This window comes from Olsenella profusa DSM 13989 (assembly GCF_030811115.1).
Lineage (GTDB): Bacteria > Actinomycetota > Coriobacteriia > Coriobacteriales > Atopobiaceae > Olsenella_F > Olsenella_F profusa.
This window is the reverse complement of the sequence record NZ_JAUSQK010000001.1, coordinates 1,147,650-1,174,395: the sequence shown is the minus strand read 5'-3', so window position 1 is coordinate 1,174,395 and position 26,746 is coordinate 1,147,650. Positions and strand designations below refer to the sequence as shown.

25 protein-coding genes and 1 pseudogene are annotated in these 26,746 nt (G+C 59.9%); 7 read left to right on the top strand and 19 right to left on the bottom strand.

Annotation, left to right across the window (positions count from 1 at the left end; translation table 11 throughout):
• Nucleotides 1-152 precede the first annotated feature (152 nt).
• Nucleotides 153-722 (top strand): hypothetical protein, encoded by a 570-nt coding sequence (locus J2S71_RS05370; protein WP_307389380.1) that lies wholly within the window; start codon nt 153-155, stop codon nt 720-722.
• Nucleotides 723-2,040: 1,318 nt separating this feature from the next.
• Here J2S71_RS05370 and J2S71_RS05365 read toward each other — a convergent pair.
• Both J2S71_RS05365 and J2S71_RS05360 read right to left on the bottom strand, forming a co-directional pair.
• Nucleotides 2,041-2,424, bottom strand: a complete 384-nt coding sequence (locus tag J2S71_RS05365; RefSeq protein WP_021724849.1) for a type II toxin-antitoxin system death-on-curing family toxin — start codon at nt 2,422-2,424, stop codon at nt 2,041-2,043.
• The gene (locus tag J2S71_RS05360) at nt 2,421-2,633 is read right to left on the bottom strand and encodes a type II toxin-antitoxin system Phd/YefM family antitoxin (RefSeq protein ID WP_021724846.1); all 213 of its coding nucleotides are present in this window, start codon (nt 2,631-2,633) and stop codon (nt 2,421-2,423) included. Before J2S71_RS05360 ends, J2S71_RS05365 begins: the two co-directional genes overlap by 4 nt.
• Nucleotides 2,634-2,884: 251 nt before the next feature.
• Between J2S71_RS05360 and J2S71_RS05355 the strand changes: the two genes are divergently transcribed.
• Both J2S71_RS05355 and J2S71_RS05350 read left to right on the top strand, forming a co-directional pair.
• Nucleotides 2,885-3,475 carry an ATP-binding protein gene (locus J2S71_RS05355; protein ID WP_307389374.1) on the top strand — a complete coding sequence of 197 codons (591 nt, stop codon included), beginning with the start codon at nt 2,885-2,887 and terminating at the stop codon, nt 3,473-3,475.
• A complete protein-coding gene (locus J2S71_RS05350; protein ID WP_307389371.1) occupies nt 3,406-4,101 on the top strand; it encodes a DUF8612 domain-containing protein in 696 nt (231 codons plus the stop codon). Before J2S71_RS05355 ends, J2S71_RS05350 begins: the two co-directional genes overlap by 70 nt.
• 268 nt (nt 4,102-4,369) lie before the next feature.
• Here the strand turns inward: J2S71_RS05350 and J2S71_RS05345 are convergent, their stop codons facing one another.
• Nucleotides 4,370-5,590 (bottom strand): ABC transporter permease, encoded by a 1,221-nt coding sequence (locus J2S71_RS05345; RefSeq protein WP_307389366.1) that lies wholly within the window; start codon nt 5,588-5,590, stop codon nt 4,370-4,372.
• Nucleotides 5,583-6,332, bottom strand: coding sequence for an ABC transporter ATP-binding protein (locus tag J2S71_RS05340; protein ID WP_307389363.1), 750 nt, complete (start codon nt 6,330-6,332; stop codon nt 5,583-5,585). Before J2S71_RS05340 ends, J2S71_RS05345 begins: the two co-directional genes overlap by 8 nt.
• Nucleotides 6,333-6,445: 113 nt before the next feature.
• Here J2S71_RS05340 and J2S71_RS12285 point away from each other — a divergent pair, with 113 nt between their 5' ends.
• Nucleotides 6,446-7,024, top strand: a complete 579-nt coding sequence (locus J2S71_RS12285; RefSeq protein ID WP_370873208.1) for a TetR/AcrR family transcriptional regulator — start codon at nt 6,446-6,448, stop codon at nt 7,022-7,024.
• 33 nt (nt 7,025-7,057) lie between these two features.
• Here the strand turns inward: J2S71_RS12285 and J2S71_RS12280 are convergent.
• The 9 genes and pseudogenes from J2S71_RS12280 to J2S71_RS05295 all read right to left on the bottom strand — a co-directional run.
• A pseudogene (locus tag J2S71_RS12280) lies at nt 7,058-7,315 on the bottom strand (ATP-binding cassette domain-containing protein); the annotation flags it as partial.
• Nucleotides 7,316-8,463: 1,148 nt separating this feature from the next.
• Nucleotides 8,464-9,432, bottom strand: coding sequence for a hypothetical protein (locus tag J2S71_RS05330; protein WP_307389358.1), 969 nt, complete (start codon nt 9,430-9,432; stop codon nt 8,464-8,466).
• A gap of 425 nt (nt 9,433-9,857) precedes the next feature.
• Complete coding sequence (locus J2S71_RS05325) at nt 9,858-12,263, bottom strand: S8 family peptidase (RefSeq protein WP_307389355.1); 2,406 nt, start codon at nt 12,261-12,263, stop codon at nt 9,858-9,860.
• Nucleotides 12,264-12,370: 107 nt separating this feature from the next.
• Nucleotides 12,371-13,336: an AAA family ATPase gene (locus tag J2S71_RS05320; RefSeq protein ID WP_307389352.1), complete on the bottom strand. Its 966-nt coding sequence runs from the start codon at nt 13,334-13,336 to the stop codon at nt 12,371-12,373.
• A gap of 184 nt (nt 13,337-13,520) precedes the next feature.
• Complete coding sequence (locus J2S71_RS05315; protein ID WP_307389350.1) at nt 13,521-14,168, bottom strand: class I SAM-dependent methyltransferase; 648 nt, start codon at nt 14,166-14,168, stop codon at nt 13,521-13,523.
• A gap of 477 nt (nt 14,169-14,645) precedes the next feature.
• Complete coding sequence (locus J2S71_RS05310) at nt 14,646-15,044, bottom strand: macro domain-containing protein (RefSeq protein ID WP_307389347.1); 399 nt, start codon at nt 15,042-15,044, stop codon at nt 14,646-14,648.
• Between the two features lie 160 nt (nt 15,045-15,204).
• On the bottom strand, nt 15,205-16,065 hold the full coding sequence (locus tag J2S71_RS05305; RefSeq protein WP_307389344.1) for an SIR2 family NAD-dependent protein deacylase: 861 nt from the start codon (nt 16,063-16,065) through the stop codon (nt 15,205-15,207).
• Nucleotides 16,066-16,075: 10 nt separating this feature from the next.
• Nucleotides 16,076-16,774, bottom strand: coding sequence for a 4Fe-4S binding protein (locus tag J2S71_RS05300; RefSeq protein ID WP_307389341.1), 699 nt, complete (start codon nt 16,772-16,774; stop codon nt 16,076-16,078).
• Nucleotides 16,775-16,850: 76 nt separating this feature from the next.
• Nucleotides 16,851-17,486, bottom strand: coding sequence for an NAD(P)-dependent oxidoreductase (locus J2S71_RS05295; protein WP_307389338.1), 636 nt, complete (start codon nt 17,484-17,486; stop codon nt 16,851-16,853).
• A 166-nt stretch (nt 17,487-17,652) separates the two neighbouring features.
• Here J2S71_RS05295 and J2S71_RS05290 point away from each other — a divergent pair, with 166 nt between their 5' ends.
• Nucleotides 17,653-18,003, top strand: coding sequence for a winged helix-turn-helix transcriptional regulator (locus tag J2S71_RS05290; protein WP_307389335.1), 351 nt, complete (start codon nt 17,653-17,655; stop codon nt 18,001-18,003).
• A gap of 94 nt (nt 18,004-18,097) precedes the next feature.
• Here J2S71_RS05290 and J2S71_RS05285 read toward each other — a convergent pair whose 3' ends face one another.
• From J2S71_RS05285 to J2S71_RS05275, 3 genes are all read right to left on the bottom strand, one after another.
• Nucleotides 18,098-18,952, bottom strand: coding sequence for an IS3 family transposase (locus J2S71_RS05285; protein ID WP_307389332.1), 855 nt, complete (start codon nt 18,950-18,952; stop codon nt 18,098-18,100).
• Between the two features lie 245 nt (nt 18,953-19,197).
• Entirely contained in the window at nt 19,198-19,605 is a 408-nt protein-coding gene (locus tag J2S71_RS05280; RefSeq protein WP_307389329.1) for a nucleotidyl transferase AbiEii/AbiGii toxin family protein, read from the bottom strand.
• Entirely contained in the window at nt 19,602-20,258 is a 657-nt protein-coding gene (locus J2S71_RS05275) for a type IV toxin-antitoxin system AbiEi family antitoxin domain-containing protein (protein ID WP_307389326.1), read from the bottom strand. The genes J2S71_RS05280 and J2S71_RS05275 overlap by 4 nt, the downstream gene beginning before the upstream one ends.
• Before the next feature lie 563 nt (nt 20,259-20,821).
• On the opposite strand from J2S71_RS05275, the gene J2S71_RS05270 reads away from it, so the two are divergent.
• Nucleotides 20,822-21,088 carry an ECs_2282 family putative zinc-binding protein gene (locus J2S71_RS05270; protein WP_307389324.1) on the top strand — a complete coding sequence of 89 codons (267 nt, stop codon included), beginning with the start codon at nt 20,822-20,824 and terminating at the stop codon, nt 21,086-21,088.
• Nucleotides 21,085-21,372, top strand: coding sequence for a hypothetical protein (locus J2S71_RS05265; RefSeq protein WP_307389320.1), 288 nt, complete (start codon nt 21,085-21,087; stop codon nt 21,370-21,372). Before J2S71_RS05270 ends, J2S71_RS05265 begins: the two co-directional genes overlap by 4 nt.
• A 659-nt stretch (nt 21,373-22,031) precedes the next feature.
• Here J2S71_RS05265 and J2S71_RS05260 read toward each other — a convergent pair.
• The 3 genes from J2S71_RS05260 to J2S71_RS05250 all read right to left on the bottom strand — a co-directional run bounded on the left by J2S71_RS05260 (nt 22,032) and on the right by J2S71_RS05250 (nt 26,688).
• Nucleotides 22,032-23,318 (bottom strand): ATP-binding protein, encoded by a 1,287-nt coding sequence (locus J2S71_RS05260; protein ID WP_021727337.1) that lies wholly within the window; start codon nt 23,316-23,318, stop codon nt 22,032-22,034.
• Between the two features lie 463 nt (nt 23,319-23,781).
• Nucleotides 23,782-25,062: a UvrD-helicase domain-containing protein gene (locus J2S71_RS05255; protein ID WP_307389316.1), complete on the bottom strand. Its 1,281-nt coding sequence runs from the start codon at nt 25,060-25,062 to the stop codon at nt 23,782-23,784.
• A 36-nt stretch (nt 25,063-25,098) separates the two neighbouring features.
• Nucleotides 25,099-26,688, bottom strand: coding sequence for an IS3 family transposase (locus tag J2S71_RS05250; protein WP_307387982.1), 1,590 nt, complete (start codon nt 26,686-26,688; stop codon nt 25,099-25,101).
• Between the last annotated feature and the right edge of the window lie 58 nt (nt 26,689-26,746).

The following is a 26,746-nucleotide window of genomic DNA, read 5'->3' as shown; positions in this document are numbered from 1 at the left end:
CGAGGGGAACGCTATAGGGCGGGGGTTCCCACCTGTCCCTTCGCTTCCGCCCGCGGACATCGACCTTGTGCTGCTGGGCTGGCGCCTTGATTCTGAATCTGCCCCGTTTGCGTTGACAGGTCCCATGCCGCCTTCGGACGGCTTTTCCCATCGTGAATCCTCTCGAATTCGGCGGGGCTGACCCAGCCGAGGGCCGAGTGAGTCCCGATCCTGTCGTGGAGACGCTCGATGTGCTCGAAGAGCGCGAGCGCTGCCTGCTCGCGGCTCTCGAGCGTCCCCGCGTGCACGCACTCGGACCTGATGACGCCCGCCGGCGACTCGGTCACGGCGTTGTCCCACGGCGAGGATACGGGCCCCATGGGCGGCCTGATGCCGTTGCCGCGCATGGCCTTGCCGAGGAGCAGGCCAGCGTGCTGCGCGCCGTGGCCCGAATGGTGCAGCCCCTGCCCGGCCGCCCGCGGGCGATGGCCATCCTGGGGGCGTCGTCGGCGGGCTCCGCGGTGATCCTCGGGCCCATCGACCACCCCACCACCATCCTGGGCCACACATCCATGACGACGGCGAGGCAGGGCCGGCCCTGGTGCGTGCGCGCGTGGGTGATGCCGGCGAACCACGCCTCGTTCGGGCCCGTCGCGCCGGAGTCGCGCCTGGCCAGGTCGTCGTGCGAGTCCGCCCCGCCGCGCGCCTTTCCCCCGAGGCCCTCCTGGCGCGGCTCCTGGTGACGCCGCGCCAGCCGTGCTCGCGCATGATGCGGGCGACGCGCCTGCGCGAGGTGGCCACGCCGGACGTCTCCGGCCGCATGGACGCCTTCGGCGCGCCGCAGATGCCCATGCTGGCCCCGTGCTCGCCGCCGACCAGCCTGGCCAGCCCGAGGTCGCGCAGGTCGTGCGCGCCGTCGGGCCTGCTGGCCCACTGGTAGTGGCCCCACCTGGCGGCGCCGGGCGCCCGGCACACCGTAGCCGCCTTGCGCTCGCCGAGGCGGGCGGCGATGAAACCGAACTCGGCCCCCTCACAGCCGCTCGCCCGCGAAGAGGGCGCTGGCCTTTGAAGGGCCCCCACTCTCCTCCCTGGTCGCGCCTTTGCCGACGGGACCGAGCCCCCGCATGACTATCCTACCCAGTCCATTAGCCCTGCATTGGAAGCGTCCAAGTTTTGGGACGCAGTTCACTCCCCTCCGGCCCTCCCCGCGTCGCAGACCGAGGCGACAACATTGTCGGGCCGACCGCGGATGGTCGGCGCGCCCTTGCCCGAACCCGAAAGTCTTTCGTGCTCGGACCCGAAACCTTCCGACGCCCGAACCCGCAAACGGGAGGCTATCAAACACATCCGTGATCCAGCCCGTCAAGAGGGCGAGGAGGGGATTCGGGAACGTAGGACACCTCAAGACGATGATGTCCCTCGGGCTCGGCCGCTCGCTACCCACTAGAAACAGCGAAGAGCCGATTTTTGGCCCGTAGGCACAATCTTGCCGTCATCCTCGAATCTCGTAAGCGATAAGACTTGGTTCATGTATATGACGTCAATGTTCTTCATCTTCCACGCTCTGCAAATTTAGATGTATTCCTAAGCCTACAGCACTGCTTTACGCAATTGCCCGTCATACCAAGCCGGATTGAAAGGACGGTGACGGCGGCGAAGGAGATGACGAGCGGAGCACCCAACTGAACGGCAGAGACGGACATCGCGGTGTTGACGGCTCCGTGGAGGATTATGCAATGGAGCACCGACGATTCGCGCCGGCGCATGCCCGCCATCCGAAACGAGAGAAGCACTGCCTGCAGGGCGAAGAGTGCAAAGGAGAGGCTCAGATGCGATTCACCAGACGTGAACCAGAAGGGAAGGTGTCAGACGACCAGACGAGTCCCGTAACGAACGTGGCCGCAGGGTAGGGGGGGGAATTTCTCTTCGAGCCCCGGCTGCATGACGCCGCGCCGCCCGAATTCTTCCTGGCTCCCGCTGATCAGGGTGGCTTGGGTGAAAACGGCGGGAATGGCGACCGCGGGAACGGCAGGGTTGAGTCCACTCGAAGTGAACAGGGGATCAAAGCACTACGCTTGCAACCCAGTCGACGAGCGCATCGTAATCCACGGAGCCGTCCGCAACGCCCAACACGAATTCGAGAAAGGACGAATGGTCGGGTCTAAAGTCGATGCCGGACATTATGAGGTAGGTGCCCAGCAGTGCTGCGCCCGTCCTCTTGTTGCCGTCAAGAAACGGGTGGCCTGAGATAACCCCGAACGCATACCTGCATGCCTTCTCGATGGGGGTCGGATACAGTTCCTCGCCGCCGAAGGTCTGGAACGGCTGCGCTAGCACCGAGTCGAGGAGCCCCTCGTCACGCACTCCTTCGAGCCCACCGAATCGGTCGATTGTCGCCAAGTGAATGGCGAGCACGTCTTCTTTGGAGAACGCCGCAGCGCTCACTTGGCAAGCTCCTCGAACACGTCCGCGTACTCGTCCATGAAGTTGACGGCAACATCCGTAGCGTTGGCCGTCCTCTGCGCAGGCTGGATGACAACCCATGGCCTATTATTCTTCAGGACGGTGACCGACCTGCCAGTCCTGTTCACTTCCGCCGTCACGCGAGAAAAGTTGTTCTTTGCCTCAGCTAGGCCAATCGTCAATGCCGCCATACCCGGCTCCTTTCGATACTGGCTAAAATTATAGCCAGTATATAGTCTGGTACCAACTGATGGACAAACACTATAAAAATGCTCACCGACACATTCCATCGGGTTGATTAACAACTTCATCCGACCACGGTGGGTATCCCTCGTTACATGAAACTCGATCGAAACCCTGATCTGAATGATGCGGCAGAGTGCGATGCTTTTAGCATACCAGTCGAAAAATACTGCACATGTGAATCGAAGATCGAGGGATTATGAGAATCGAGAGGGATGAATATCTGGAGCAACTGAAGCAGAGGATGCTCAGTCCCTACGCTAAGATAATCACCGGGGTATGCCGCTGCGGCAAGAGCTATCTTCTCAAGAACCTGTTCTGCGACTACCTCCGTGGCGAGGGCGCACGCGACAATCAGATCGTTATCGTAGCGCTCGACGACGACAGGTTCGAAGAGCTGCGTGAGAGGAAGGCACTGCGCGAGTACGTGGAGAAGGCGGCGCCTGACGAGGGCACCCAGTACTACATCATCCTCGACGAGATCCAGATGGTGGAGGCGTTCGAGGGAGTCGTCATATCGCTGAACAACCACACGAACTACGACGTGTACATCACGGGAAGCAACTCCAAGCTCCTCTCGAGGGATATCGCGACAGGCTTCAGGGACCGCGGCACTGAAGTGCGTGTGCATCCGCTTTCCTACTGCGAGTTCTATGCCGCCTATGCGGGCACAAGCGCTTTGCGCTGCAGGAGCACCTCGCCTACGGCGGCATGCCGCACTTGTTCGACGAGCCGGACGAGGCTTCGAAGATGCGCTACCTTGAGAACCTGGTCGCGCAGACGTACCTGAGCGACGTTGTCGAACGCAACGACGTGCTCCTGCCTGAGAAGATGGCCGCGCTGTTCGACGTACTCTGCTCCACCACCGGCTCGCTTGTGAGCACGAGCGGTCTCGCGGGCACCCTGCAGACCGAGAAGCACGTCAAGATTACCGACGACACGGTCTACGCCTACATTCAGCACCTGGAGGATGCGTTCCTGTTCGAGAGAGCGCGCCGATATGACATCAAGGGCAAGGCGTACCTGAAGACCCCGGCGAAGTACTACCCCGAGGATGTTGGGCTTCGTAACGCGCAAATCAACTTCAGGCAGAATGACGTCGGCTTCGGCATAGAGAGCGTCGTCTACAACGAGTTGAGACGCCGGGGATACGCCGTCGACGGCGATAGAGAGGACCCGCACGCCGGCATCATAGGAGAACGAGAGCGACACCCGGCCCCCGCGCGCATGGTCGCAGACGCTTCCCACCAGGTTGAGCGCTGGGCGCATGCGGCCTGGTCCGCGCCGAGCGTGCCCGAGGCGGCGGTCTCGACGAGCAGGTCGGCGTTGACGAGCGTCACCGTGAGTGGCGTCTTGAGGTCGTACGCGAGCACGGCAGCGAGTCCTTCAGCGAGACCCGCATCGCTTCCAACATAGCCCATCGACGACGGCGAAAATCAAGACGCACGGATTGTCTGCGGCTCAGACTGTAATGGGCGCGGTGGATTCCCGTGTTGGCATTTTGCAGCAGCATCGACGTGCCCCCCAGGGCGTACCGCCTAGCGGAACACCCCCTAAGCACCAGTGTCCGAACAGGCCTTTCGACCATCCGGCACAACCGCCCGTCGACTCTGGAAGACCCATGACGCGTCTGGCGAGGTTTCGGGAAAAACAGTTCGTGGCGAACGAGACCGCATCCGCCTCCTCATCGGGGCCAGGAGAGCCCGGCTCGCCTGACCTGCGGCCGCCTCATGCTCAAGCACGCCAGGGCGAAGAAGAGGGCGGCGAAGCCCCACATGATGGCGAGGGGGGCAGCTACCGCCTCGAGCCCCGCTCCGCGCAGCATGACGTCGCGCAAGGCTTCGGCCCCGTAGCCGAGCGGCAGCGCCGAGGCGACGGCCCGCAGCCATGCCGGCGCTTGGGAGAGGTCAAAGATGCCCGAAAGCATCAGCTGCGGTATGACGAACACGAGCAGCAGCTGGATGACCTGGAAGGGGCTCCTGGCCAGGCCCGAGACGGCCAGACTCAGGGTGAGCGACACCGCCGCCATGGAGACTGCGAGGGCCGCGACGAGCAGCGGCGAGCCCTCGTTCGGGAAGCCCACCACGCACACGGTGAAGGCGATCGTGACGGCCGTGTACAGCAGGGCCACCAAGCCGAATCCGAGCGTGTAGCCGCCAGCGACCTGCCAGCCCCTCACGGGTGTGGTGAGCAGCCGTTCCCTCGTGCCGCAGGTCCGCTCGGCGAGCAGGCTCATGGAGCCGGTCATGAAGACGAACATGAACACGAACAGCCCGATGAAGACCGGCCCGTAGTACTCGAAGACGGTCCAGTCGGCCCGGCCGTGGAGGTAGCCGACCTCGATGGACGTGAAGGGCATGGCGCCTTCCACGTCGGGGACGTCTCTTGCAAGCGATTCCGCCTCCTCTATCGCCTCGAGAACTCCGGCGGGCAGGCGTGAGCGCGTCTCGTCGTCGATGTCGAACTCGATGGAGTCGATGCGCTCCTCGAACTCGCCCGCCTGGGAAAGCAGCTCGTCGCGAGCGGATTCCTGCTGCTTGACAAGGGCGGAGCGGATGATGGATAGCGCGGCGGCGGTGTGCGAGGCGTCCGCGCCCTCGACGCGCACTTCGAGGACGTGGCCGTCGCCCGCCGAGACGACGGCGTCCACCTCCGCCGCCTCGAGGAGCCGCTGCGCCTCCTGGGCGTTGGCGGTTTGCAGGGCGCAGTTCTCGTTGCTGAGGTAGGAGACGAAGCTGTCGGGGACGTTGACGAGTGCGAGCCGGGGCACGTAGGGGGGCACGCCCAGAACGAGGTAGAACAGGAGGAAGGTGACGCAGGGGGCAAGGACGAGCACCGCGACCACCCTCCGGTCATGGGCGAATTCCGCGATGATGCGGCGGGCAACCGCGAGCAGGCTACGCATGGTCGGTCTCCTTCCCCTTCGGCCCCACGAGGGCGACGAAGGCCTCCTCCAAGCTTCCCGTCGATGTCGACTCGAGAATCACCCGGGGCGAGCCGACAGACACAAGAGCGCCCTCCCTCATCAGAGCGACGACGTCGCAGTGGGCGGCCTCGTCCATGACGTGGGTGGTCACCAGCAGCGCGGCACCCCCGTCGGCGAGCGTTCTGAAGAGGCTCCAGAGCTCGATGCGCCGCACCGGGTCGAGGCCCACCGTGGGCTCATCCATCACCAGGATGTCGGGCTTGGCGACGAGCGCCACGGCGAGCGAGAGGCGGCGCTTCATGCCGCCCGAGAAGCTGCCGACGAGCTGATCGCGGGCGTCCTCCAGACCAAGGAGCGGCAGCAGCTCCGCCTCACGTATGCGGATTTGCGTGCGGGAGAGCCCCTGGAGCGCCCCGAAGAAGGCTAGGTTCTCGCGGGCGGTGACGCCCTCGTAGAGGGCCGCGTCCTGGGGCATGTAGCCGAGTTTCGGGCGCATCGTCGGATAGGGGGCCTCCTCGCCGTCGAGGAAGACGTGGCCCGAGCTCGGGACCGCCGACCCGACGACGAGGCTGACGAGCGTCGTCTTGCCACACCCGGAGGGGCCGATGAGCCCCACGACCTGCCCGCAGTGCGCCTCCAACGACACCTCGTCGAGCACGCGTCTCCTCCCGAAGCTCTTGGATGCGGACTCGACCCGCACGAGTGCCGTTTCTTGACCCATGGCAGCCTCCTTCCGTAAAATGGACACCGTGTCCGATTTCATTGTGCGGGGAGCCCCACCCCCGTTCAAGCGACAGAACGGGCGGATGTGTCCGATTTCCGGGAGGAGGACCCGTGGGAGAATGCGATTCCAGGACCGTGGCGGCGACGAAGCGGCGCATCACCGATGGTCTGTTCGAGATCATGAGGGACGACCCTATAGAGCGCATCACTGTGCGCGAGGTGTGCGGAAGAGCCGGCATCACGCGGTCCACGTTCTACACGCACTTCTCGAGCGTCTACGACGTGCGCGACCAATGCGAGGCCGAGATATCCGAGCGGGTCGAGGAAGTTCTCTTCCCGGAGGTGCTCGCAGCCCTCGCGCCGGGAGGACGCAGGGGATGCGCAAGAACCGCGCGGTGCATCGAGGAGGCGCTCGGGGACCACTTCGGTCACCTCGCCGTGCTCCTCAACGGGGCCGACCCATCCTTCGTCGAGCGGGCGCGCCTGGCCGCGATGGGGGTGGTCTGCGCACACGTCGGCATCGAGAGGATGTCCGAGCGGCAGGCCCTCGTCTTCTACGGGACGTCGAGCATGCTTTTGGGCATGTACGCGCGCTGGCTCGCGTCGGACCGCGACATGCCGCTCGAAGAGCTTGTCGCGACGGCGCGCTCCGCCGTTCTGCGCGGCCCGGCTAAGGCGATGCTCGGGTGAGCGGCGAGGGGCGCACTGCGGGGCAACGGCGGCGCCACGCTTGGAGCCGCGCCCTGCATGCGTGTCGTCGGTTACGTACGCGGCCTGATGCAGGCCGTGGCCCTTGGTGGGATGCAGCATGCCCGCGATCATCTTGAGCGTGGTCGACTTGCCCGCGCCGTTGGGGCCGAGCAGCACGTAGACCTTCCCCTCATCGACGTACAGCGATACGTGGTCCACCGCCGTCTGGGCGCTGCCTCCCCGCCCGAAGCGTTTCACGAACCCACGCGTTTCCAGAACGCATCTCGTCATGTCGTTTCCTTCCTTCTTTGCCGTCCAACCTTTCATCTCCCAGTTTGGGCAGGCTGTCCAAAGGAACGCTAAAGGCCGTGGGAACGGCTGCAGGAGCCCAGGCCGCGCCCAACGGAAGGGGCTGTATCAAAAGCCCCATCACTGCATTTCCGTAATGTCTCATGTGCTCTCGTAGCCACTCTTTCATGGTTTTGGACGCGCAGCATCGCCAATGAGGAGTAAAACCGCAGGTAATCGGGCATATGAAAAGGGCTCCGGCCAGTAGGTCCGAAGCACTTCGTTGATTATTTACTCCCGCGCTTCCTGTCCAAAACCGTATAAGAGGCGGTAGCCAAATGCATGAAAATGGTACTCATACAAAGCCCTGAACAAGGTTTTTATCTATTCCCACTCGATAGACGCAAAACAGGGAAGCATAAACCCAACGAGCCGTCTGACCATCGGCTATGTTTATTTTCACGTCCGCGAAATCGTCCCAAAACCAGAACTCACCTGGAACTCAGTGCTGAGTTCCGCTTCAGCACGCGAAGCCGAGAATAAACACAACCCACTGGGAGCAAATGCCGGGACTGCGGAAATGACCATTTGTAACTCGCAACTGAGCCCCGTCTCCTACTGCCTTTCAAAAGAGTGCTCGGCATTACGATTGGCTGTGGATATCGTTGTTGTACCGGATTCCTTAGGAGCTCAAGATGCGGCAAGCGCTTTTACCAGGCCCACCCTAAGCTGGTAAACAGTCTCGCTATCTTCGATGTGGTACATGTATTCGTCCGCATCGACTGATTTGACGATAAGCCTGCTAATCAAGCGGATGCTTTCCTTGCCCGTCTCGCTTAGCCGCCTCAGAATAGCATCAGCAGCACCCTGAGTGGCCTCATCCGTATTTGGGAGACTTAGCTCGCGTGCGCTGGCGTCGAGCTCCCTTTCGAATTTGCTTTGCAGCCCCTCAGGGCAACGTTATGAGCAATTTTGTTTCCGCTTGCCCTATACAGGACATCAAGCTGCTCTTTCTCCGCCTCAATCCTCGCAGTGATTTCCCCCGTCACATCCTCTGACGAAAGGTGCCTGGGATTCACTCTGTAATTCGGCAGAATCATCTTTGCCACATAGTCATCCAGCAGCTCTTCATATTTGACATACAGGCCAACTCAAATGTCCAAGGCTTGAATCATCGTGTCCTCGGCGGAATTGCGCATCTCACCATTAATAATCGTTCCCTCGGGGAGCAAGGACTCCAGTTTTTCTTTGACTGTCGTTTCCTCATCGAACACATGGTGCGAGGAGGGGTACCACACGAGGCAGGGCGACCAGTAAAAGTCGCAGAGGGAGTCGACTATGCAATCATCTCCCGGACTGATTCTCAGCCGCTCATCAGAGCTGCTCCCTATAAGAATGCACTTCATTGCAACGTGACGAAGCAGACGTCTCAGCCCATACCGTCTCATGGGGTCACGTTTAAGTGAATAGCCGCAGAGAGTCGAGTCCCCAGCACTCTCCACGCGCTTTTCGAGGGCATCGCAAAACTCTCTAATGTCTGGGGCATGATCCATGGACGGATATCCCCAGCACTTAAGGGTTTCCACAAGCGATGCCTTGTCGTCTCTCGCGATGTCGTAGAGTATGTCTTCTAGGAAGTGTGAGCTGTAGTCGATGCCCTTGTCGTCTGTCCCTAGAATCCATGCCAGCTTCTGGACAATTTCAGAAACGATGTAATAGAGGAAGGCATTAGTCGTGCTGACGTGAACGTAGACGTCATCCCTGTCCAGCAACCTCAGGAAGTCACTCACTCTCCCAACTCTGGTGTTGGTTAGGATTTGGATGGCATTGTGCCCGATGCAGATCTGCCTGCATTTCGTCTCGCGCTTGCCGCTTTGGCTGTCTGGCGAAGTCGGGAACTGCTGGTCAGCAAAAGCCCGTCTGGTTGCCTCCTCGGCTTCCTTGGTAGCGAACGCAACCCCGCCTATCACGAAGTTCTTCTCGAGGCTGTCTGATGCAATGTGAGTTCCGCCAGGAGATTCGATTAGAGCCTTCCCGGCCTTAAGTCTTCTGAAGTTGTTCGTCTCGTCGTAATAGAAGCCACTCCACCCCGGAGGGCTTTCCCCTGCCCTAGAACTCATCTCTGAAGCGAATAATCTTATCGGCCGTGTCAAACGCCAAGTCCCTTTTCCCTTCCGATGTGCATGGAGTATTCTGCCTTCGCACGCAACCCATGACTTGGAAAATTTTTATCGCATTGAAAACGCGCATCTACGTTGCAAGCAAGAAACGGACCGTCATACTGATGTTGCCAGTCCACTCACGAAACGGCGGCGGCAGAATGCTTCCCAGTCACTGTGGTGCCGCTAAAATTCAAGCTCATATCAAGCCATAGCATGACGTGCCTAGTTCACACAAAGCTTTGCATGCGCCCCCTCAACAGGCACATCTCTGCACGCCCATCCAAAAGACGCGGCCCCTTGGAATCACAGGATACCCGCATGGAGGGCGTCTACCCTGAACCGAGGAAACGCGTCTTAACGATATCGTTCTGAGTTCAAGATTTCTAGAGATCGGCTTGCTGTATGCCGGTGACAGTGATAGGGACGGCCGTTGCCGACGTGCTCTCTATCACCTGGGTAATCTCCGAATAGAGATCAGTTTCCATGCCAGGCGTCTCGATGCTCACTATCAGCGAGTATCGCGCCTCGGAGTCAATCCTTCCGAGGTATTTGCGGGACCTCCACCAGCCAATCACTGGATACACGGCAACAAACTCGATATCGCTCAGCTCAATTGCGGATGCATACTTGTAGTCGGAATGAATCGAGCCCACGTTTCGATTGTTGACGCCAAGAAACCAGTCGCCAGAGCCGCTCGATGTTTTGCCCTCGTCCTCATCGCGAACGCTGACGTTGATGCGCTTCTCGAACTCATCCCTGCTCTCACCTGGCTTGTTCACATCGAAGCGAAGGCCATGCGAAGCGTAGCGATACTTGTCCTTCCATCCGATCTGCCCCGGCCCTGATTCGATGAAATAGGAAAGTGTCACGTGGAGCGTCGCGTCGGCGTCGGCAAGCGAAATGAGCACGTCCTTTGGCCAAGGTAGCGCATGGAGGTGCATCTCTCTCATCGTCTCACGGCCATCCTTCACCTCATACGGATGCAGAACCTCTTGGATGATGAGGTTGACGCTACTCTCCCTGCATTCGATTGCACGGCTCAAGTCCGGTATGCCGTAGCCGCAAGCCCTAAGCAGCCTCCTGCGCCCCTTCGTGGCCGTGTCCTCGGGCGACCCCTTGGGCGAGTATCTGTCTATCATCGCTCGTGACCAGCGGGCGGAATGCACTAGCAGGCCCCTTACCGTCTCGGGCCATAGGTCTGGATAGGCATTCTCCAGCTCAGCCGCCATATAGGCAGCCTCGGCAACTGCCGCGCTCGTCGCGTTGACGGTGTCAAGCGGGCGCGATGCTACATCAGAGCCAGTGGTCAGCAACGATAAATCCTGACAGTCTGAATAGTCGCTATTCATCCCAACTATGTTTCCACCGGGGCAGACGATCTCGGGCTTCACCGGCGCAATCGAATGCCTCCACTGCAGGGAGGTCGTGCTAAGCGGACACAGCTCTCCTGGCATCGCAACGGGTTCGTAGCCTGTGGCCAGTATGTCATCCTCTTCGACCAGAGCGTTTTCGCTGTATGCCCCGACGGTCAGCGCATTCCACGATTGGCCTGGGCTACGGACGGAGCGGATCTCGTTCGCCTCGGGATAGACTGTTCCATTCAGCATAGACAATGGAATATTCCCACCGGAAACAAGCACGAACTCATGCTCGCTCGAGGGGTCGTCCGCGTGGGAGATAGCCTCGTCAAGCGCGGCAGACCAAGAGGTAGGCAAACCATCAGTAATTTCGGATTCATTGGCAGTAACTCCGGAGCAGAAGACCCTGTTCCTCTTCGGCTTTGCCACGAAAGCCCTGTCTATCGCCTGCTTGGCGATGTCTCCGTACAAGTCAGGCTCGCTTTGTCTGTTCATGTCCAGAATCTTCACGGACTCGACGGTGTGGGTCACCTCAATCGGATCAGCAGATGACAAGCTATCCTTCAGATCTTCATATAGGGCCAGCCCCGCAAGCTTGGTACCGTGGTTGTCTCGGTCTTCGGTTCCCAGCGCATCGTCATAAGCCAGAACGACATCTCCATCGACGGCTGGGGACAAGAGCGGATGTCCGCTGTTGATGCCCGTGTCGAGGATGCAGATGCTTGCCCTGCCAAACGCAAAGGACGTTCTGCTCAATAGGTCGTCGATCCACTCGCGCTGCTCGAATGCCTCGAGGTTGGCGAAGAACGATGACGCGAGGGGCGCCTCCTTTATCTCGGCAAGGCCATCGTAGCTGTTCAGGAGGCTGGCGAGATCGGCCTTGCTAGCATATGCCAGCGTGACCATGCGCTCGGGGAACAAGATGAAGGTACTCTTGTGCTCGATATGGAGCGTATCGAGCAGCGCCGCATACGCTTCGAAGGATCCGCCATCCTCATCCTTGCCTGTCCGGAGCCAGATTTCGAGCCATTGCTTTTGGTCTGCTGGACGCTTGCCATCGCTGCCTGTCCAGAGGGAATCGACGATGGCCAGACGGATATCCTCGATGCTAGACACCAGTTTCTCGTGGCGAGGCTTGCCCTTCTTGGTGACCTGGTGCGGATCGCCATATGCCTTCACCCTATCAAGAAAAAAGTGTTCTTTCCCAGATGGGATAAACACAGTCGCCCGCATGGCGCCGTCCTCTTCGCGAACATTGAGAAGGCGCACACCCTGCCGTACATCCTCCAAGCTCTTTGTGGCCAAATCGCCGTTTTGAGGGCCTGTAAACTCAAGATAGATTCCATGCCTGTCAGCAACAGCATGTGCTCTTCTATCATCATCCGCAGCAAATGCGTCTTGCAACTCCTTGTTGAGCTTCGCTGCGTGCAATGTGGGGTTGCGCGCAATCGGTGGTTTACCCCGACCGCTCTGAGGGGCTGTATAAGGCTCTTGGTGGCACGTATTTGCGAGGATGAGATTCGGTCTCTCCATGCTGCTTAGCCGACCTTATCCTCGCTGTTGTATACGGACAGCCTGTCCGCGCAGAGACGCTGGAAAAGCTCGTCGCACAGCGAAGAATCGGTCAGCAGGGATTCTTTCACCGCATCCTCGCAAAGGCGCGTGATGTCGGCCTGGCAGAGTTGCGAGAGCTCGCTGGCCGTCCCATCGGTGAGGGAGAACGCCGGGTCATAGGCGCCCGTGCGATTAGCCACGATGCGCTTGACTTCGTTGACGGTGGGAAGCTCGTAGTGCATGACGTCGTCGAAGCGGCGGAAGAGCGCCTGATCGAGAATCTTCCTGTTGTTCGTGGCGGCGATGATGATGCTCTCGGAGGTATCTGTCTCTATGAACTGCAGGAAGGAGTTCAGGATGCGACGCATCTCGCCAACCTCGTTGTCTCTACTGCGGTCGGCCCCGATGGCGTCGAACTCGTCGAACAGGTAGACGGCACGGTTGCTGGCGATGGTATCGAAAATTTGCCGAAGCCGAGTGCTGGTCTCACCAAGGTACTTCGTGATGAGCTTGTCGGTCTGCACGATGAACAGAGGCATGTCGAGCTCGGCTGCAATCACCGACGCCGTCATCGTCTTGCCAGTGCCCGGCTCTCCCTCCAGCAGGAGCTTGCGGCGGCAGCTCAGGCCGAACGAGGCGAGCTTCTTCCTTTGGCGATACTCGGCCAGCATACGGTTGATCTTCTCGGTGATTTCCGACGAGACTACCAAGTCGCCCAATCTAACCCCAGGGAATGAGACAAGGAACAGATTGTCCTTGTTCGCGAGATTGATGACATTGCCCTTCGTACGAGTGGATGCGTCGACCATGGCGGTGATTTCCCTGCCTAGAGTGGTATGGCCGATGCGCGTCTCGGATGCCGCTATGCGCAATGCCGTAGTCTTGAAACGCTCATTATCCTGGTCATAGTGGGCTTTGATGAGAGCCTTCACCTGTTCGCCGGTTGCCAAGAGACACCTCCTATCTATGTCTTTCAAATTTTATCGCTCATCAGGCTGGCGTGAAAGAGGCGCTTCGATAGTTGATGGTAAGTAACCATATGGCAGCTTGTCGGGTTAAGTCAGGTCGCCGCGAGGGCTCCCCCAAGAAGAGAGGGCCCTGCCACAGGGCAGAGTCCGAAGCGGGGTACGGACGCTAGGACTGCACAGTGAAGGGCTTTGTCCACTCAAGGGAGTAGCGCCAGTAAAGACGCCTCCTGACAAGTGCGCCGGGGAGTCGCTCGCCTGCAACAGCGCGAATCTCGTCCAGGGACTCACAGGGCCGGGCGACCCTCATCCCCTGGTAGGTGCCCTCGTGATGGAGCCATCCTGACACCCTCGCGGGGACGACCATGAGAGCGGAGAGCAGCCAGTCCGCAATGGTCTTGTTCGCTGACAGTCCGACGACGAGCAGCCTGCCGCCGGGCCGCAGCAGCTCCGCCATCCGAACGAGCGCCGTCTCGAGCGGCATGTGGTGCAGGCACGCGACGCAGGTTATGGTATCGAATTCCTCCGGGGCAAAATCCTGGGCAGCCATGAAATCGCCGCAGATGACGGTGCCGCTGCCTGCGACCCTGCCGGCGGCCGTCCGCGCGGTGGCGGGGTCCGCCTCCACCCCCACGACATGCCTGCAGACTCCGGCCAGAAGCTCCAGGAGCGCCCCATCCCCGCAACCCACGTCGAGGGCAACTCCGCCCCTCAGTGCGGCGTCCGAGACCAGCTCGGGGTAGTACGCGGAGTTGTGGTTCCAGCGGCAGCCGGCACTCGCCGTCCGCCTCGATGATATGTGCGCTCGCCCGCCCATGCCTCCTCGATCCCGCCGGGCCATGACTGCCACGAGACAGATTCTAAGTGGTTAATGGTACCAGAGAGCCCTTCATCGCTGTTTCGGTTGGGCACAGCCATCTCAACCGGTCTTCCTGCCGGCATGCCACAAGCGCCTCGTGACTGCACCATCTCAACCACGGTGAATCCCCGCGCTCGGTGCCAATGCCTTAAAAGACAAGACATCCGATGATGAAAACGCGAGTTGCGAGAATGTCAAGACAATGAAATGGGAGTCTGGCTCCTCCTCAACCGAAGATGCATACGACTACATGCGACTGGGATGACGCCCTGCCAAGCGTCTCGTAGGTTGCCGAGTGCCTACACGCCTCGCGATTGTCGGCCTACAAACCCATCGAAAGGCGCCAGATCTCTGCAATTAGAATTAAAAGCCCGCCTGTGTGTTAGGAAGAATAAGTTCGACGGCATACACGGGGATTGAATAAAAAGCTCCCGACTATTGACGGGTGGTCTTGGTTCCAAAAGATGCTACTGGATGGCCGTTCGCGATGGGCCCCACGGTATGGATGACGTGACCTGACGGCAGGTTGTATGCGCCCGTGATCTTGGCTGTGCCAGTAGGCTCCTCGTGCCCCTGCTCCTCCATGATGCGCGCGCATTCGGAGCGCAGCTGCACGCCCGCGAACGTCTGGATGGCATTGTCGATGCAATGGTGGCCTGGCACCCAGCAGCCGAGCATCTGGCTGTTCGCGGCGTTCACGATTGCGCCCATCGCAAGCGTGGTGATGTCGCCGCGCCACAGACGCAGACGCGGGTCGCCAGACGAGGGAGTCGCGTCGTCCGCCGTGCTCACGTCCGCCTCGGCAATCATGCCCTGCAGCAGCTCGTCCTGCATCGCAAGCCACTCGTCGTTTGCCGGACTCAGCGGGCGCGTGTTCACGAGAGCGCGGAACGCGGTTCACAGCTCGCCGACGTCATCCATTTTCGGCTGTTCGTAGCCGCGCCCGGCGCAGAGGCCGGTCACGAGGCTCTTCAACAGCTCTCGCTTGCGGTTGTTATCCATCTTGCCCTCCCAATATGTCTTCTAAAACCCGGTCGATGTCGGCGTCGATGAGGATTGAGCGGTCGCGGATGTCGGGATGCATGTACACCTCGCCATAGTTCACGCAGGCATAGGTCGCCTCGGGGTTTGCATAGGTGTAGCGCCAGAACGGGTACTTGATGATGGCAGGGGTATTCGCGCCCACGCCCAGTTCCAGGAAGAGGACCCTACCATCCTGGTGGGCTTTCAGGAAGTCGCGGTAGCGTTCGGCCGCTGCACGCCATCCCTCGTCCTCCACAAACGTGTTGTCGGCCCGCAGATTCATGACCATGGGCTTGCCACATACAGGACAGTGGGGCACGAGCTCTGTCGGCACGCGCATGTCGCGCTGCTCCTCCATCATGCGCTTCACGGTCTCATAGTTGTCGTAGGTCTTGTCGTGGCACGGCACGCTGCATTGCCACAAGCCGTAGTCGCCCTGCGTGTAGTACAACCGTTCCTTAGGGAAGCCTGCGCGTTGGAACTGGTGGTCGACGTTCGTGGTGATGACGAAGAAGTCCTTGCTCTGCACGAGCTGCAGCAGCTTGGCGTACGTGTCCTTCGGCGGCTCGACGTAGCGGTCGTACCAGATGTGGCGGCTCCAGTAGACCCACTGCTCCTCGAGGGTCTGGAACGGGAAGAACCCAGCCGAGTACATGTCGCGGAAGCGGTACTTCTCGATGAAGTCGCCGAAGTAGCGTTCGAACCGCTCGCCCGAGTACGTGAGCCCAGCTGCGATCGAAAGACCTGCGCCCGCACCGACCACGATGGCGTCGGCGGCATCGATTGCATCGCGGAGCTCGGTGAGCGTCTGCGCATAGCTTTTCTTTTCCATGCCTCGGCTCCTATCGCTTGACAATCACCTGCACGGGACACGCCTCCTGGCAGATGCCGCAGCGCAGGCAATGGGACTGGTCGATATCGTAGGGGCTGCCGAGCGCGATGCACTGCTCCGGACAGACAGCGGCGCAGGTCCCGCACTCGATGCAGGCATCTGTAACGAGGAACGTGCCACGTGCATCCAGTTTGCCGCCAATCCTGAACGGCTTGCGGTAGACGGGATTCTGGCCCAGGTCGAAGTACTCTCCCCCGCCCTCCTCGACGTAGAACACGTCGCAGATACAGCGGTTCTTGCCCGAGTAGAGCAGGTTCATCGAGGGGTTCAGATCGAAGATGGCGTCGACGAGCGCATGCTGCGCTGCTTCGCCCTCGGGATGCACGACGCGCCCGCGGATACGGCATGTACGATAGTCGGGCGTCTGGCCTACGATGGCCACGAATCGCTCGCGCATCACGTCATCGTGGAATGCCTTGCCGCGCGGCGCAAGGAAGTACAGGCGGGCGCCCGTGACGGCCATGACATCGATGATACGCACGCTCGGCAGCCCATCGGTTCCCACGGTGGCGAACGCGACGTCGCGGATGGCCCGCAGGAACCGCAGGCACCACGCGGCGTCGACATCTTCGGGATTGGGCGTCGCCGTCAGGTCGAGCCCTTCGCCCTTCTCGAAGGCTGCAATCTCGCTTTCGACGCAGTAGGTCATCTTTGCTTCCCTTTCCTCCATGCCACGTCGGGGGCAGCATGCCACCGCCCCCGATCGAATTCGCCTTCCTGTGCTGCTACTTGCGCACAGTGCTGATGCGCTGCTGGATGTGGTCTCCGGACTCGATCTCGTCGACCATGGCGATAGCATAATCCGCATAGCTGATGATCGACTCGCCGGCTGCGTTGAGCGTCAGCTCCTCGCCGCCCAGGATGTACTCTCCGGTGCGCTCGCCCTCGGCCTGGAAGTCGCCAGCCGGGGAGATGTAGGTCCACTTCACATCGCCGCGCCCGCGAAGCTCGCCCAGGGCCTTGGCCATGGCGCCGGCCAGCGGCTTGAATGCGTCGGGAAAGTCGGACGTGTCGGAGACGGTCATGGTGTGCTTGGGGTTGACGTAGAGCGAGCCTGCTCCACCCACGACGAGCAGGCGCACGTCGGTGTTCGCCACGCAGTCGCACAGGTGCGCGAGCGTGGTTGAGTGCTGGTCGAGCGTCTCGGGCGTCCACGCTCCAAAGGCATCCACGACCGCGTCGAAGCCAGCGAGGTCGGCAGCCTCGATGTCCATGATGTCCTTCACGACAACCTTTTGGGCTGCGATCCTGTTCTCGCCGCGCACGAATGCGGTGACGTTCATGCCGCGCGATACGGCTTCCTTCACGATGAGCTGGCCGGCCTTGCCGTTGGCTGCGACGACTGCGATCTTCTTGGTCATGATGGTTTCCTTTCCTCTTACGGCTTCCTGCCACCCTTGCTTGCTGACAGCTCGTACTGTATGCTGATTGGTATTATTAAGAAAGTAGGCACTATATTGTGCTATAGGCATTAAAAAGTAACTATTGGTTTTTAACTGCTGGAATATATTTGGAGGAGAATCGAAGATGGCGGAACCGAGGCTCGAGGACCTGCCAGCATGCCCAGTGGAGACCACGCTCATGCTCATAGGAAACAAGTGGCAGGTGCTGATACTTCGCGACCTGAACCTGAACGGCACCATGCGGTTCAAGGAGCTGCAGCGCTCCATTGGCAAGATCTCGCAGAAGGTGCTGACGTCCAACCTGAGGGCCATGGAGGAGTCGGGCATCGTGCACCGGGAGGTGTTCGCGGAGGTGCCGCCGCGCGTGGAGTACTCGCTGACCGAGCTGGGCGCAACGCTACAGCCGGTCCTCGACGCGATGTGGGCGTGGGGCGAGAGCTACAAGGATCGGCTGCGCAAGGTGCGTTCGGCGTAGCGATGTTTTAGAAAGGCTTATACGGGCTTAAGAAACCCCTCTGGCGAGCGAGAGTGAATGCGCCCCAAAACTTGGACGCGTTAAATCATAGCCGCTATGCGGCTTCCCGAAGGGCCTGATCCCGGAATTCCGCCGGGGTCAGGCCCTTCAGCTTCGCCTGGCGCCCTTTCGTGTTCCAATGCATGATGTACGCGTCGAGGTCGGCCTTGAGGCTCTCGAAGGTCTCCCAGTCCTGGCCGCGGAAGAACTCGTCCTCGATGTGCCCGAAGACCTGCTCGGTGGCGCCGTTGTCGATGCGGTTGCCCTTGCGCGACATGCTCTGGACGAAGCCGTTCCCAGCGAGCGCGCCGACGTAGACCGCGTGCTGGTACCGCCATCCCATGTCCGAGTGCAGGATCGGCTCCGTGCCCTCGGGCTTCGCCTCCATGAGCATCTCCAGCATCTCCTCCTGCTGCGCGAGGTCGGGATGCAGGGATATGGAGTGGACGACGATCTCCTTGCTGCCGAAGTCGTAGACCGGCGCGAGGTAGGCCTTGCCGAATGAGAGCTTGAACTCGGTGACGCCGGTGCCCATCTTCTGCCAGGGGCCGTCCGCCTCGAGGAGGTCGGACGCCTTGTGCCCAAGCCCTGAAAGCTCGGCGACCGCTAGGGCCTTCTCCCGGTTCGGGAGCGCCTCTCCGCCTTCAGGGCTATCGATTTTTTTTAGGCACGCCACCTGCGCCTCAGGCTTGCTCATCCCACCGTCGACCACGGCGCTCGCCGCGGCAACCTTGGTCTCGTAGTCGTATCTGGCCTGCTTTCCTCCCATGGCGAGAAGCCCGTCCCTCCCGATTGCGCGGTACGTCTTCAGCCAGTTTCTCGCGGCCTCGGCGGGGACGCCAAGGCTCTTGGTGGCGGATCTGTAGCCGAGTCCCCTCTCGAACGTCTCGACGGCCTGCTCCCCGAGCAAACGGTCGTGCTTCAAGCGCAAATCTACAGGCATGAGAAAGCCTCCCATTCCTCGGACTTCTATTTCCATGTCCAAGAAATGGGAGGCGGTTCAGCGCGTTGCCGAGGAGCTATCTTGTTCAACTGGGGTTTTGTGCCCTATGGCCTATTCCCACTCAATCGTCGCAGGGTCCGTTTCCGCGTAGTCAGCAGTGCGCGTGAGCTGGGGCTCCCTCTACTCTCCTATCGTGAAAATCATGTAGTCACCTACGAGGAGGATTGCTGCAGGCGCTTCGCGCCGAGTACGGGGACGAACCTGGCCGACAGGCCATCCCTGTACTCGTCCTCGGCCTTTATCGGATGCGACCCCGCGAACTCAAGCGTCACGAAGTCGCCCAGGTCGGTCTCGGCGAGCCGGACGAGCTTCTCGAGCGCCTCGTCCAGGTTCTCTTCGGTAGAGAGCAGGTCGATGTCGCGCGTCACGCGGGCATCGACGGTGCGAGCGAGCATCGCCCGGCCGCCCTTGAGCACGAACGACTCGTTGCCGCCGACGAACACGCGGCACAAAAGCCGGTGGAAGTAGAAGGACGACACGGCGAGTCCGGTCTCCATCGGCGACGCCGCCGCGGCAGCCTTGACTGCCATCTCGAGCGCGGCCGCGCTCTTGTACCTCATGATTGCACCTCCTTCCCGAGAAGCCCGGAATCCTCAATCAGACTCCGGTGAATCTCGCGCCCCCGCTTCTCGCCGTAATGTCCCTCGAGCAGCCTCTGGAGCTTCCCGTGGTCGAAGCCGGGGTACTTCCTCGAGGCATCGCCCAGGACGTCCGCCATGAGCGAGGGGTCCTCGTCGTCTACGGCGAGATCGAGGACGGTGCGCCCGGGACGCGTCACGGGGAGCCCCGACTCGAACGTCACCTCGTCGCGCGCCACCGTGCGCCTGGCGAAGCCCGCCGACGGGTTCCTCGTGCTCACCCTCCTGGGGGCGTAGAGCCGGTAGGGAGAGAGCCGCAAATCGCCGATCCCGAGGAGGGCGGAGGCGGTCGACCCCCCGACGGCGATGCCATCCCAGTCCGAGACCCGCATCCTCTCGTGGGAGAACCTCGCCGGGGCGGTGAGCTTCCATATCGCCGCCAGCTCGTCCGTGAGGGAGGAGCCGGACCCCACCATGCGGTGGGCGCCGCGCACGACGCGCCCCAGGCGTCCGGACTCGACCGCGTCGTGCAGGGCGTCGCGCGGGATGCCCATGCGGGCCGCCTGGGCCGTGGTGAAGACGCCCTCGGACTCGGAGAGCTCGGCTATTGCCCCTATGTGGTTCGAATATCTCATGTTGCGACTGTAGGCTATTACCCTACAGTTGCAACGATGTGCTTCTGGTTAAAGGACGAGTAGAGACGCGAGGTCATACGAAACGACATTCGATGCTAGCGGCTGCCAGCTAATGCTAAATGCGATGTATTCCCACTGGATCGTCACACAGCCTGCTTTAAAGTAGTCAGTGGGGCAGGTGAGATGGGACTTCCCCTACTCTCCTATCGCGAAAACCTCGTAGTCACCCTGTAGTCAGCGGTGACCACACGCTCTGCAGTCACTTGAGGAGAGTATCTTCATGCGACCGAAGAGTGATACGCTTGAGCTGCGGAAACGCAGTTCGGCTGCGCGCAACTGACTACATGGGTGGAAGAGGCTCCGGCGGGGTGGGGTACCCACCGACCCAAGAGTGACGATTCACGAGTGAAGAGCGACAGCTCTGAGCTGGGGAAACGTATCTCATGGCAGATGGAGTGGCCACGTACCGATTTCCCTTACACCCTGCATGATGCAGAGAATATCTACGTCCGACGCTGGCGATAAAATCGAGCCAACGTTGCAAACGTACTATTGGAGACACCGTGGACGATCTTTCAATTCAAGTTGGCCTCACATGCCCAACTTGCGGCTGCACGGAATTTGAGTCAGAGCAACCCAAGGATAACGAAGAGTACGCCGATGACTGGCCATTCACCTGCGCGCACTGCGGCAGGACCTTTACCCGCAAAGAACTCATAGAGGCAAATGCCGAGTCCATCGACGCCGCCGTCGACGACATGAAGGACGAAATCGTTGAGGCTGCCGAGAAGGAGCTGAAGAAGGCATTCAAGGGGTGGAAGACTAAATGAGCGCAGACCTTTCGCTTGTTGCCACATGGGCACCTATCGTCATATCTCTTGTCAGCCTGATTGCTTCGGTGGTTGCATCAGTTAAAAACTACCAGCTTGAAAAACGGAATAAGAAGCAAAGCGAGGGGCTCCAGCAACTCCAGCTGCAGCTAGGAGAACTGCAGCTGGAGAAGGCGCAGGAGGAAGCGGCTGCGAAAACATCTTCAAAGGTAGAAGCCCGCCACGTACTGGTTGGCGTCAAGGGCCATCGAATTCGCTCGCGAACGTCGGCGGCACAGTTGTGACAGACGTGACTACCACGTGCAGCGAGGGTCCCTATGCGTATAGGCAGGATAAGGAGCCATTCGAGCGCTTGGAACCCGGCGAGAGCTTCGACCAGGTCGTATTCTTCGCCGATGGCTCGCCTTCGAAATTCACCATCACCACGCACTGGCATGACACCGATGGCGTAGAGCGTGGCCGAGACAACATCATTACGTGCTAAATAACAGCGGTAGGCAGTTGTATCGCTTCCGAACCTCAATCTAGCGAGCCCTGGCGTGGCCTATCGCCCCGCTAGGCTTTGCACGCACGCCTCCCGCCTCCCAACAGGCACATCCCTGCTTGTCCGTCCAGGGGACGCGACTCCTTGGGCCTCCTTGCGAACCGAAGGCACCGGATGCAAGGCGAGAGGACGGTTTGCCATCCCATGAAAGGCGACATCCTCCAGATGCCACGCGACGCGTTCCCGGAGCCATCGGGAACATCGGATAATGATGCGGAAGGCCGCGAGAATGCCGGGGCGGAGAAGCTAAAGATCTGCCGCCTCCTCGGCATCGGAAGCGAACGACCTGCCCGACGGCCTCATGGACGTGCCGCAGGTCGCCGATTACCCGCACGTATCGAAGACGTCGGCCTACAGGCCCATCGAGCGGCAGAAGATCCCCGCCAGAGCATGCACCCATCAGTCGAGGCTGTTTGGGTCGAGCAGGAAATCGAACAGCCCCATGGTAAGGATGCCGTCGTCGTCCATGTAGGGCCGCATGACGCGGTTTACCACCACGATCTTCCTGAAGCTGTCGTCGATGAGCGTGAGCGAACGCTTTTCCTGCGCGACCTTCTCAGGGGTATCGAGCTGCAGCGCAGACTGGATGTAGTAACGGCGATAGCCGAGGTTCGCCACAAAGTCCACCTCGTAGCGGCAGCGCTCGTCACGACCGTTGTTTTTCATGCGCCTGTCCACCACGCCGACATCCACAGAGAACCCCCGGGCGCGCAGCTCGTTGTAGATGACGTTCTCCATAATGTGCGACTCCTCGACCTGCCTGAACCCCAGCCGTGCGTTCCGGAGCCCCATGTCCTCGAAGTAGTACTTCTTGGGCGTGCCGATGTACCTGCGCCCCTTCACGTCGTAGCGGGTCGCCTCGCTCACGAGGAACGCCTCTTCAAGATGTCCGAGATAGCGCCTGATGGTGTCGGCGTCGAGTTTCGAGCGCAGCTCGCTCCTGAACGTCGCCTCGATCTTCGAAGGGTTCGTGAGGGCTCCGATGGAGGAAGCGAGCACGTCCACTAAATCTTCGAGCTCCTGCGACTTGGTGAGGTGGTTTCGCTCGACAACGTCCGAGAGATAGGCCTCATCGAAAAGGCTCGCAAGGTAGACGGCCTTCTGCTCAGGAGTCCTCATGGAGAGCACGAGGGGCAGCCCGCCGTACATGACGTACTCGGCCCAGCCCTCCTGACGGTCGCCGTCGAACGCCTGCATGAACTCCGCGAAGGTCAGCGGGTGGATGCGCACCTCGTCGCCCCTACCCCTGAACTCGGTCATCACGTCCGTGGAGAGCAGCTTGGAGTTACTCCCAGTCACGTAAACGTCGACGTTACGACGATGAAGCAGGCCGTTGAGCACGCCGTAGAGCGCGGGGGGCTCGTCCTTGCTCCTGAGCTCCTTCGCCGTGATGGCGTACTGTATCTCGTCAAGGAGGATGTAGTAGACCCCTCGATCGTTGCCGATCCTCTCCATGAGATAGTCATAGAGAGCGTCGACATCTCGGTAGCGCGCGTTAGCCCTGTCGTCGAGAGCCAATGTGATTATGTGGTCTTCTGAAACTCCTGACTCGATGAGATGGCGGACGAACAAGTCAAACACCAGATAGGTTTTTCCGCAGCGCCTTATGCCCGTGACGATCTTGATCATTCCGTTGCCCTTGCGGACGACGAGGTCGTTCAGATACTTGTCGCGTCTGATCTCCACACCGAATCATCTCCTCTGCATGCAAGGTAATGATACGGTATCTATGACGCAAGCGTCAATTTTTCCGAATTTTTTACTCCCACTCGATCGTTGCATAGCCCATCTCCATGTAGTCAGCGGGGCGAGTGAGCTGGGATTTCCCCCATTCTCCTATCTCGAAAACCGTGTAGTCACCCTGTAGTCAGTGGTGACCACATGCTCTGTAGTCACTTGAGGAGAGTATTTTCGACCGACCGAGGAGTGATATGTCTGAACTGCGGAAACACAGTTCGATTGCGCGCAACTGACTACATGGGCTGATGAGGCGCAAACGGGGTGGGGCGCTCCCCGACCCAAGAGTGACAAATTCCGAGTGAAGAGTGACGGCTTTGAGCTGGGGAAATGAGTTTCTATTGCATACAACTGACTACACTCTTTGAAGAAGCAATATTTCCTCAACAGCGGCATTGGCAAGTAGGCATCGCTATATTTTCGATATGCCTTGCCAATCTGCTTTGGCGCACCAATCTACTATGCAGTCGCTCCCACAGATAAAACCTGGAGCACTTTGAAGCAATGAAAGAAAAGATGATGGCTCCCTAGAGTATCCGTATGCATTGATTTCCGTGGAAGTTGTAACAAATCCAATCCTTGCACGTGAAATCATTACAGAGAGAACTCGTGCCTCTTCTCCAATCTCTTGATCGGTAGAAGCTTTGTAAAAGGGAATTGAGCCTTTATCAAGCCCGACTATGAACACCCAATCGAACTGTTGTCCTTTGCCAGTATGACCCGTTAAGCAATGTATGCCCTTGCGCGTCGCAAAGCTCTCATCGCCTCGCATCTCGCAAATGCTTTCCCTTATTTCAGATGCCCGGGACAGGTTAGCGTCTCTTTCCAATACCTGGTCAAATAGCCAGGAGCAGGCATCTTCAAGTTCCGCATGCGTACCGCTCTGCAGCAAAGTTGTTCTTTCAACTATGTATCGGTAGATATCTAGCTTGCTTTTGAAACTAATACCCTCTGTAGCTCTACTTAACAGGTCATCGCATGTATGTCGAAGGGCTCTCGCGATTTCCGGCCTGAATATGCCACTCGACCAGTCGGTATACTGGATTCCATTTGCAGCCAGCGTATCTTTTACGCCTTTTATCCTGAAGCCGACTCTAGTGATGACTCCAACGCGCTGATTTGGGCAAAGTTGCAAAATCCTCTGTGCCATTTTGACAATCCAACTTGCTTCAGTCCTCTCATTATCAAAGGAGGCAAATGCTGAGAGCCCACTGTTACCCCAATGATTGGGAAAGGCGGCCACAAGTTGCTCACTGTGTGTCATTTGGGAAAGCGAGTTAACTGCATTAAGGACGGCAGGTGCTGAACGGAAAGATTTCAAGAGCTTTATCTGCTTGTTCGTACTGTTAGAAATCTCTTGATAGGTATAGTCAGGATCCGCTCCAGCAAAAGAGAAGATGCTCTGCGCGAGGTCACCGGCGAAAGTAATGTTGTCTCCACACAGGGCTTTGACCAGTCGCAATTGCTGGGGGGTCAAGTCCTGAAACTCGTCCACAAGCGCAGCAAAGAAATGGTTCTGATAAAGCCGGGCGACTTTATCATCCTGCAGTACCCACAGAGCGGTTCGTATTTGATCGTCATAGGTGACGACACGCGCTTCGACCCTTTTGCTTTCCATGGCCACCGCAAGCTGGCCAACCGCTCCATTCTTTGCCTGTTCCTGAAGGCTTCTCATTACTTCATCATCAGACAAGTGAGGGGGCCGGTACCGCTTTTCCGTACCTTGCTGCTAGGCTGCGAGGCCCAAGCTCTGCCTGTATTGTAGGGGGCTCATCGAGCCCAGCGAGCGCTTGATCCTCGTCTTGTTGTAACGCTCTATATAGGCGTCTATCCTCTCCTTGAGCTCATCCAACGTGACGCCCGCCCAGTCCCTGCCATAGAGCATCTCGACCTTCATGGTGCCGAAAAAGCCCTCCATGCGGGAGTTGTCAGGGCTGCACCCCTTGCGCGACATGGAGCGCATGATGCCGGCCTTCTCGCAGATGGAGATCCACTCGGGCCAGCGGTAGTGGCAGCCGCAGTCCGAATGGATCACGAGATGGCGGCGCTCCTCGTCTGTCGTAGTGGCCAAAGCCGCCTTGAGCATGGAGTTGGCCATCTCGGCGTTGGGCGAGGTCGAGGTCGTCCAGCTTACGATGGCGCCGTCGAAGCAGTCCAAAACCGGGCTCAGATAGAGCTTGCCGGCCGGTATCGAGAGCTGCGTGACGTCGGTGAGCCATAGGAAGTTGGGAAGTCCGGCTTCGAAGTCCTGGCAGACCTTGTTGCCGGGGTGTTCCGAGACCTCGCCCTTGTAGGAGCTGTAGGCCTTCCCGGGCTTTGCCTTGCCGTGCGCCTCGAGCTTCTCCTCAGCCATTATTCGCCCTATCCTGCGCTCGCCGATGACATGTCCTCGTGCCTCGAGCTCGTCGTGGATGCGGCGCCTTCCGTAGGCGCCGTCGTTGGCGTTGAAGACGGCGCAGACCAGCTCCCGCGCCCCGGCGTCCCTGTCCCCGGCGGCGATGGCCGAGAGTTGGTACTGGTGGCTCGATCGGGCCATGTCGAGCGCCGAGAGAAGCTCGCACAGCCTCCATTTGGGGCGCAGCGACTCAATCAGCAGAGTCTTCTCCCTGTTCGTGAGCTCGTTTGCCGGGTCGGCGCCCGTCCCTTTTCCCAGGATCTCGAGGGCGCCCTCCAGGATGTCGCGCTTGAGCTCGAGTTGGCGCAGCTCTTTCTCGAGTTCGGCCTTCCTGGCCTCGAGGGCATCTATTTCTGTCTGCGTGACGGGAGCCGCTCTGGCGGCTCCGGCGTCGGACGCGCCATTTGAGACGGCGTTGCTTGTGTCGGGCATCGGGGGCTCCTTCTCAGGCAATAGCTCTCGCTTCCACTTGTAGAGGGTACAACGCGTGGAGCCGACCTCGTCGGCGATCTGTTGCGCGCTTCCGGCTCGTCTGACAAGCGCTGTCACGGCTTTCTGCTTCTCTTCGAGAGTGAACGTCCTGGGCTCGGCTGTCCGCCTCTCGCCAGGTGCCAGCTCGTCTATCCACTCTCTGAGCTTTTGCGTACTTCCGGGGTATCCCAGCTCGCGTCTCGTATAGGCGTTGCAGCGGCCGTGCTCCAGATAGTGGTTGACGGCGGCCCGCCTTTGCCCTTCTGAGTAGCGTTCTAGGTTGCGCCCCCTGAGCGCGCCTCCGTTGTCCTGCCATTCCCGATACCATCCTACAAGCTGTGCCCGGCTTGGATATCCCAACTCGCGTATCGTAGCCGTGGCTTTAAAACCATACTTGATATAGAGCTCGACCGCTCTTGTCCTCTGCTCAAGGGAGTACACGCCATCCTCCAAACATCATCGTTTGGTACGGATTTCCGGTACCGGCCCCGTTTGAGCATCGAAAGGTTTC

Excerpts from the sequence above, each read along its gene's own strand:
- J2S71_RS05305 (WP_307389344.1), bottom strand. The coding sequence starts at position 16,065 with ATGGAAAAGAAAAGCTATGCGCAGACGCTCACCGAGCTCCGCGATGCA.
- J2S71_RS05340 (WP_307389363.1), bottom strand. The coding sequence starts at position 6,332 with ATGGGTCAAGAAACGGCACTCGTGCGGGTCGAGTCCGCATCCAAGAGC.
- J2S71_RS05280 (WP_307389329.1), bottom strand. The coding sequence starts at position 19,605 with ATGAGGTACAAGAGCGCGGCCGCGCTCGAGATGGCAGTCAAGGCTGCC.
- J2S71_RS05300 (WP_307389341.1), bottom strand. The coding sequence starts at position 16,774 with ATGACCTACTGCGTCGAAAGCGAGATTGCAGCCTTCGAGAAGGGCGAA.
- J2S71_RS05275 (WP_307389326.1), bottom strand. The coding sequence starts at position 20,258 with ATGAGATATTCGAACCACATAGGGGCAATAGCCGAGCTCTCCGAGTCC.
- J2S71_RS05330 (WP_307389358.1), bottom strand. The coding sequence starts at position 9,432 with ATGAGTTCTAGGGCAGGGGAAAGCCCTCCGGGGTGGAGTGGCTTCTAT.
- J2S71_RS05295 (WP_307389338.1), bottom strand. The coding sequence starts at position 17,486 with ATGACCAAGAAGATCGCAGTCGTCGCAGCCAACGGCAAGGCCGGCCAG.
- J2S71_RS05355 (WP_307389374.1), top strand. The coding sequence starts at position 2,885 with ATGAGAATCGAGAGGGATGAATATCTGGAGCAACTGAAGCAGAGGATG.
- J2S71_RS05360 (WP_021724846.1), bottom strand. The coding sequence starts at position 2,633 with ATGGCGGCATTGACGATTGGCCTAGCTGAGGCAAAGAACAACTTTTCT.
- J2S71_RS05265 (WP_307389320.1), top strand. The coding sequence starts at position 21,085 with ATGAGCGCAGACCTTTCGCTTGTTGCCACATGGGCACCTATCGTCATA.
- J2S71_RS05290 (WP_307389335.1), top strand. The coding sequence starts at position 17,653 with ATGGCGGAACCGAGGCTCGAGGACCTGCCAGCATGCCCAGTGGAGACC.
- J2S71_RS05315 (WP_307389350.1), bottom strand. The coding sequence starts at position 14,168 with ATGGGCGGGCGAGCGCACATATCATCGAGGCGGACGGCGAGTGCCGGC.
- J2S71_RS05310 (WP_307389347.1), bottom strand. The coding sequence starts at position 15,044 with ATGCAGGACGAGCTGCTGCAGGGCATGATTGCCGAGGCGGACGTGAGC.
- J2S71_RS05345 (WP_307389366.1), bottom strand. The coding sequence starts at position 5,590 with ATGCGTAGCCTGCTCGCGGTTGCCCGCCGCATCATCGCGGAATTCGCC.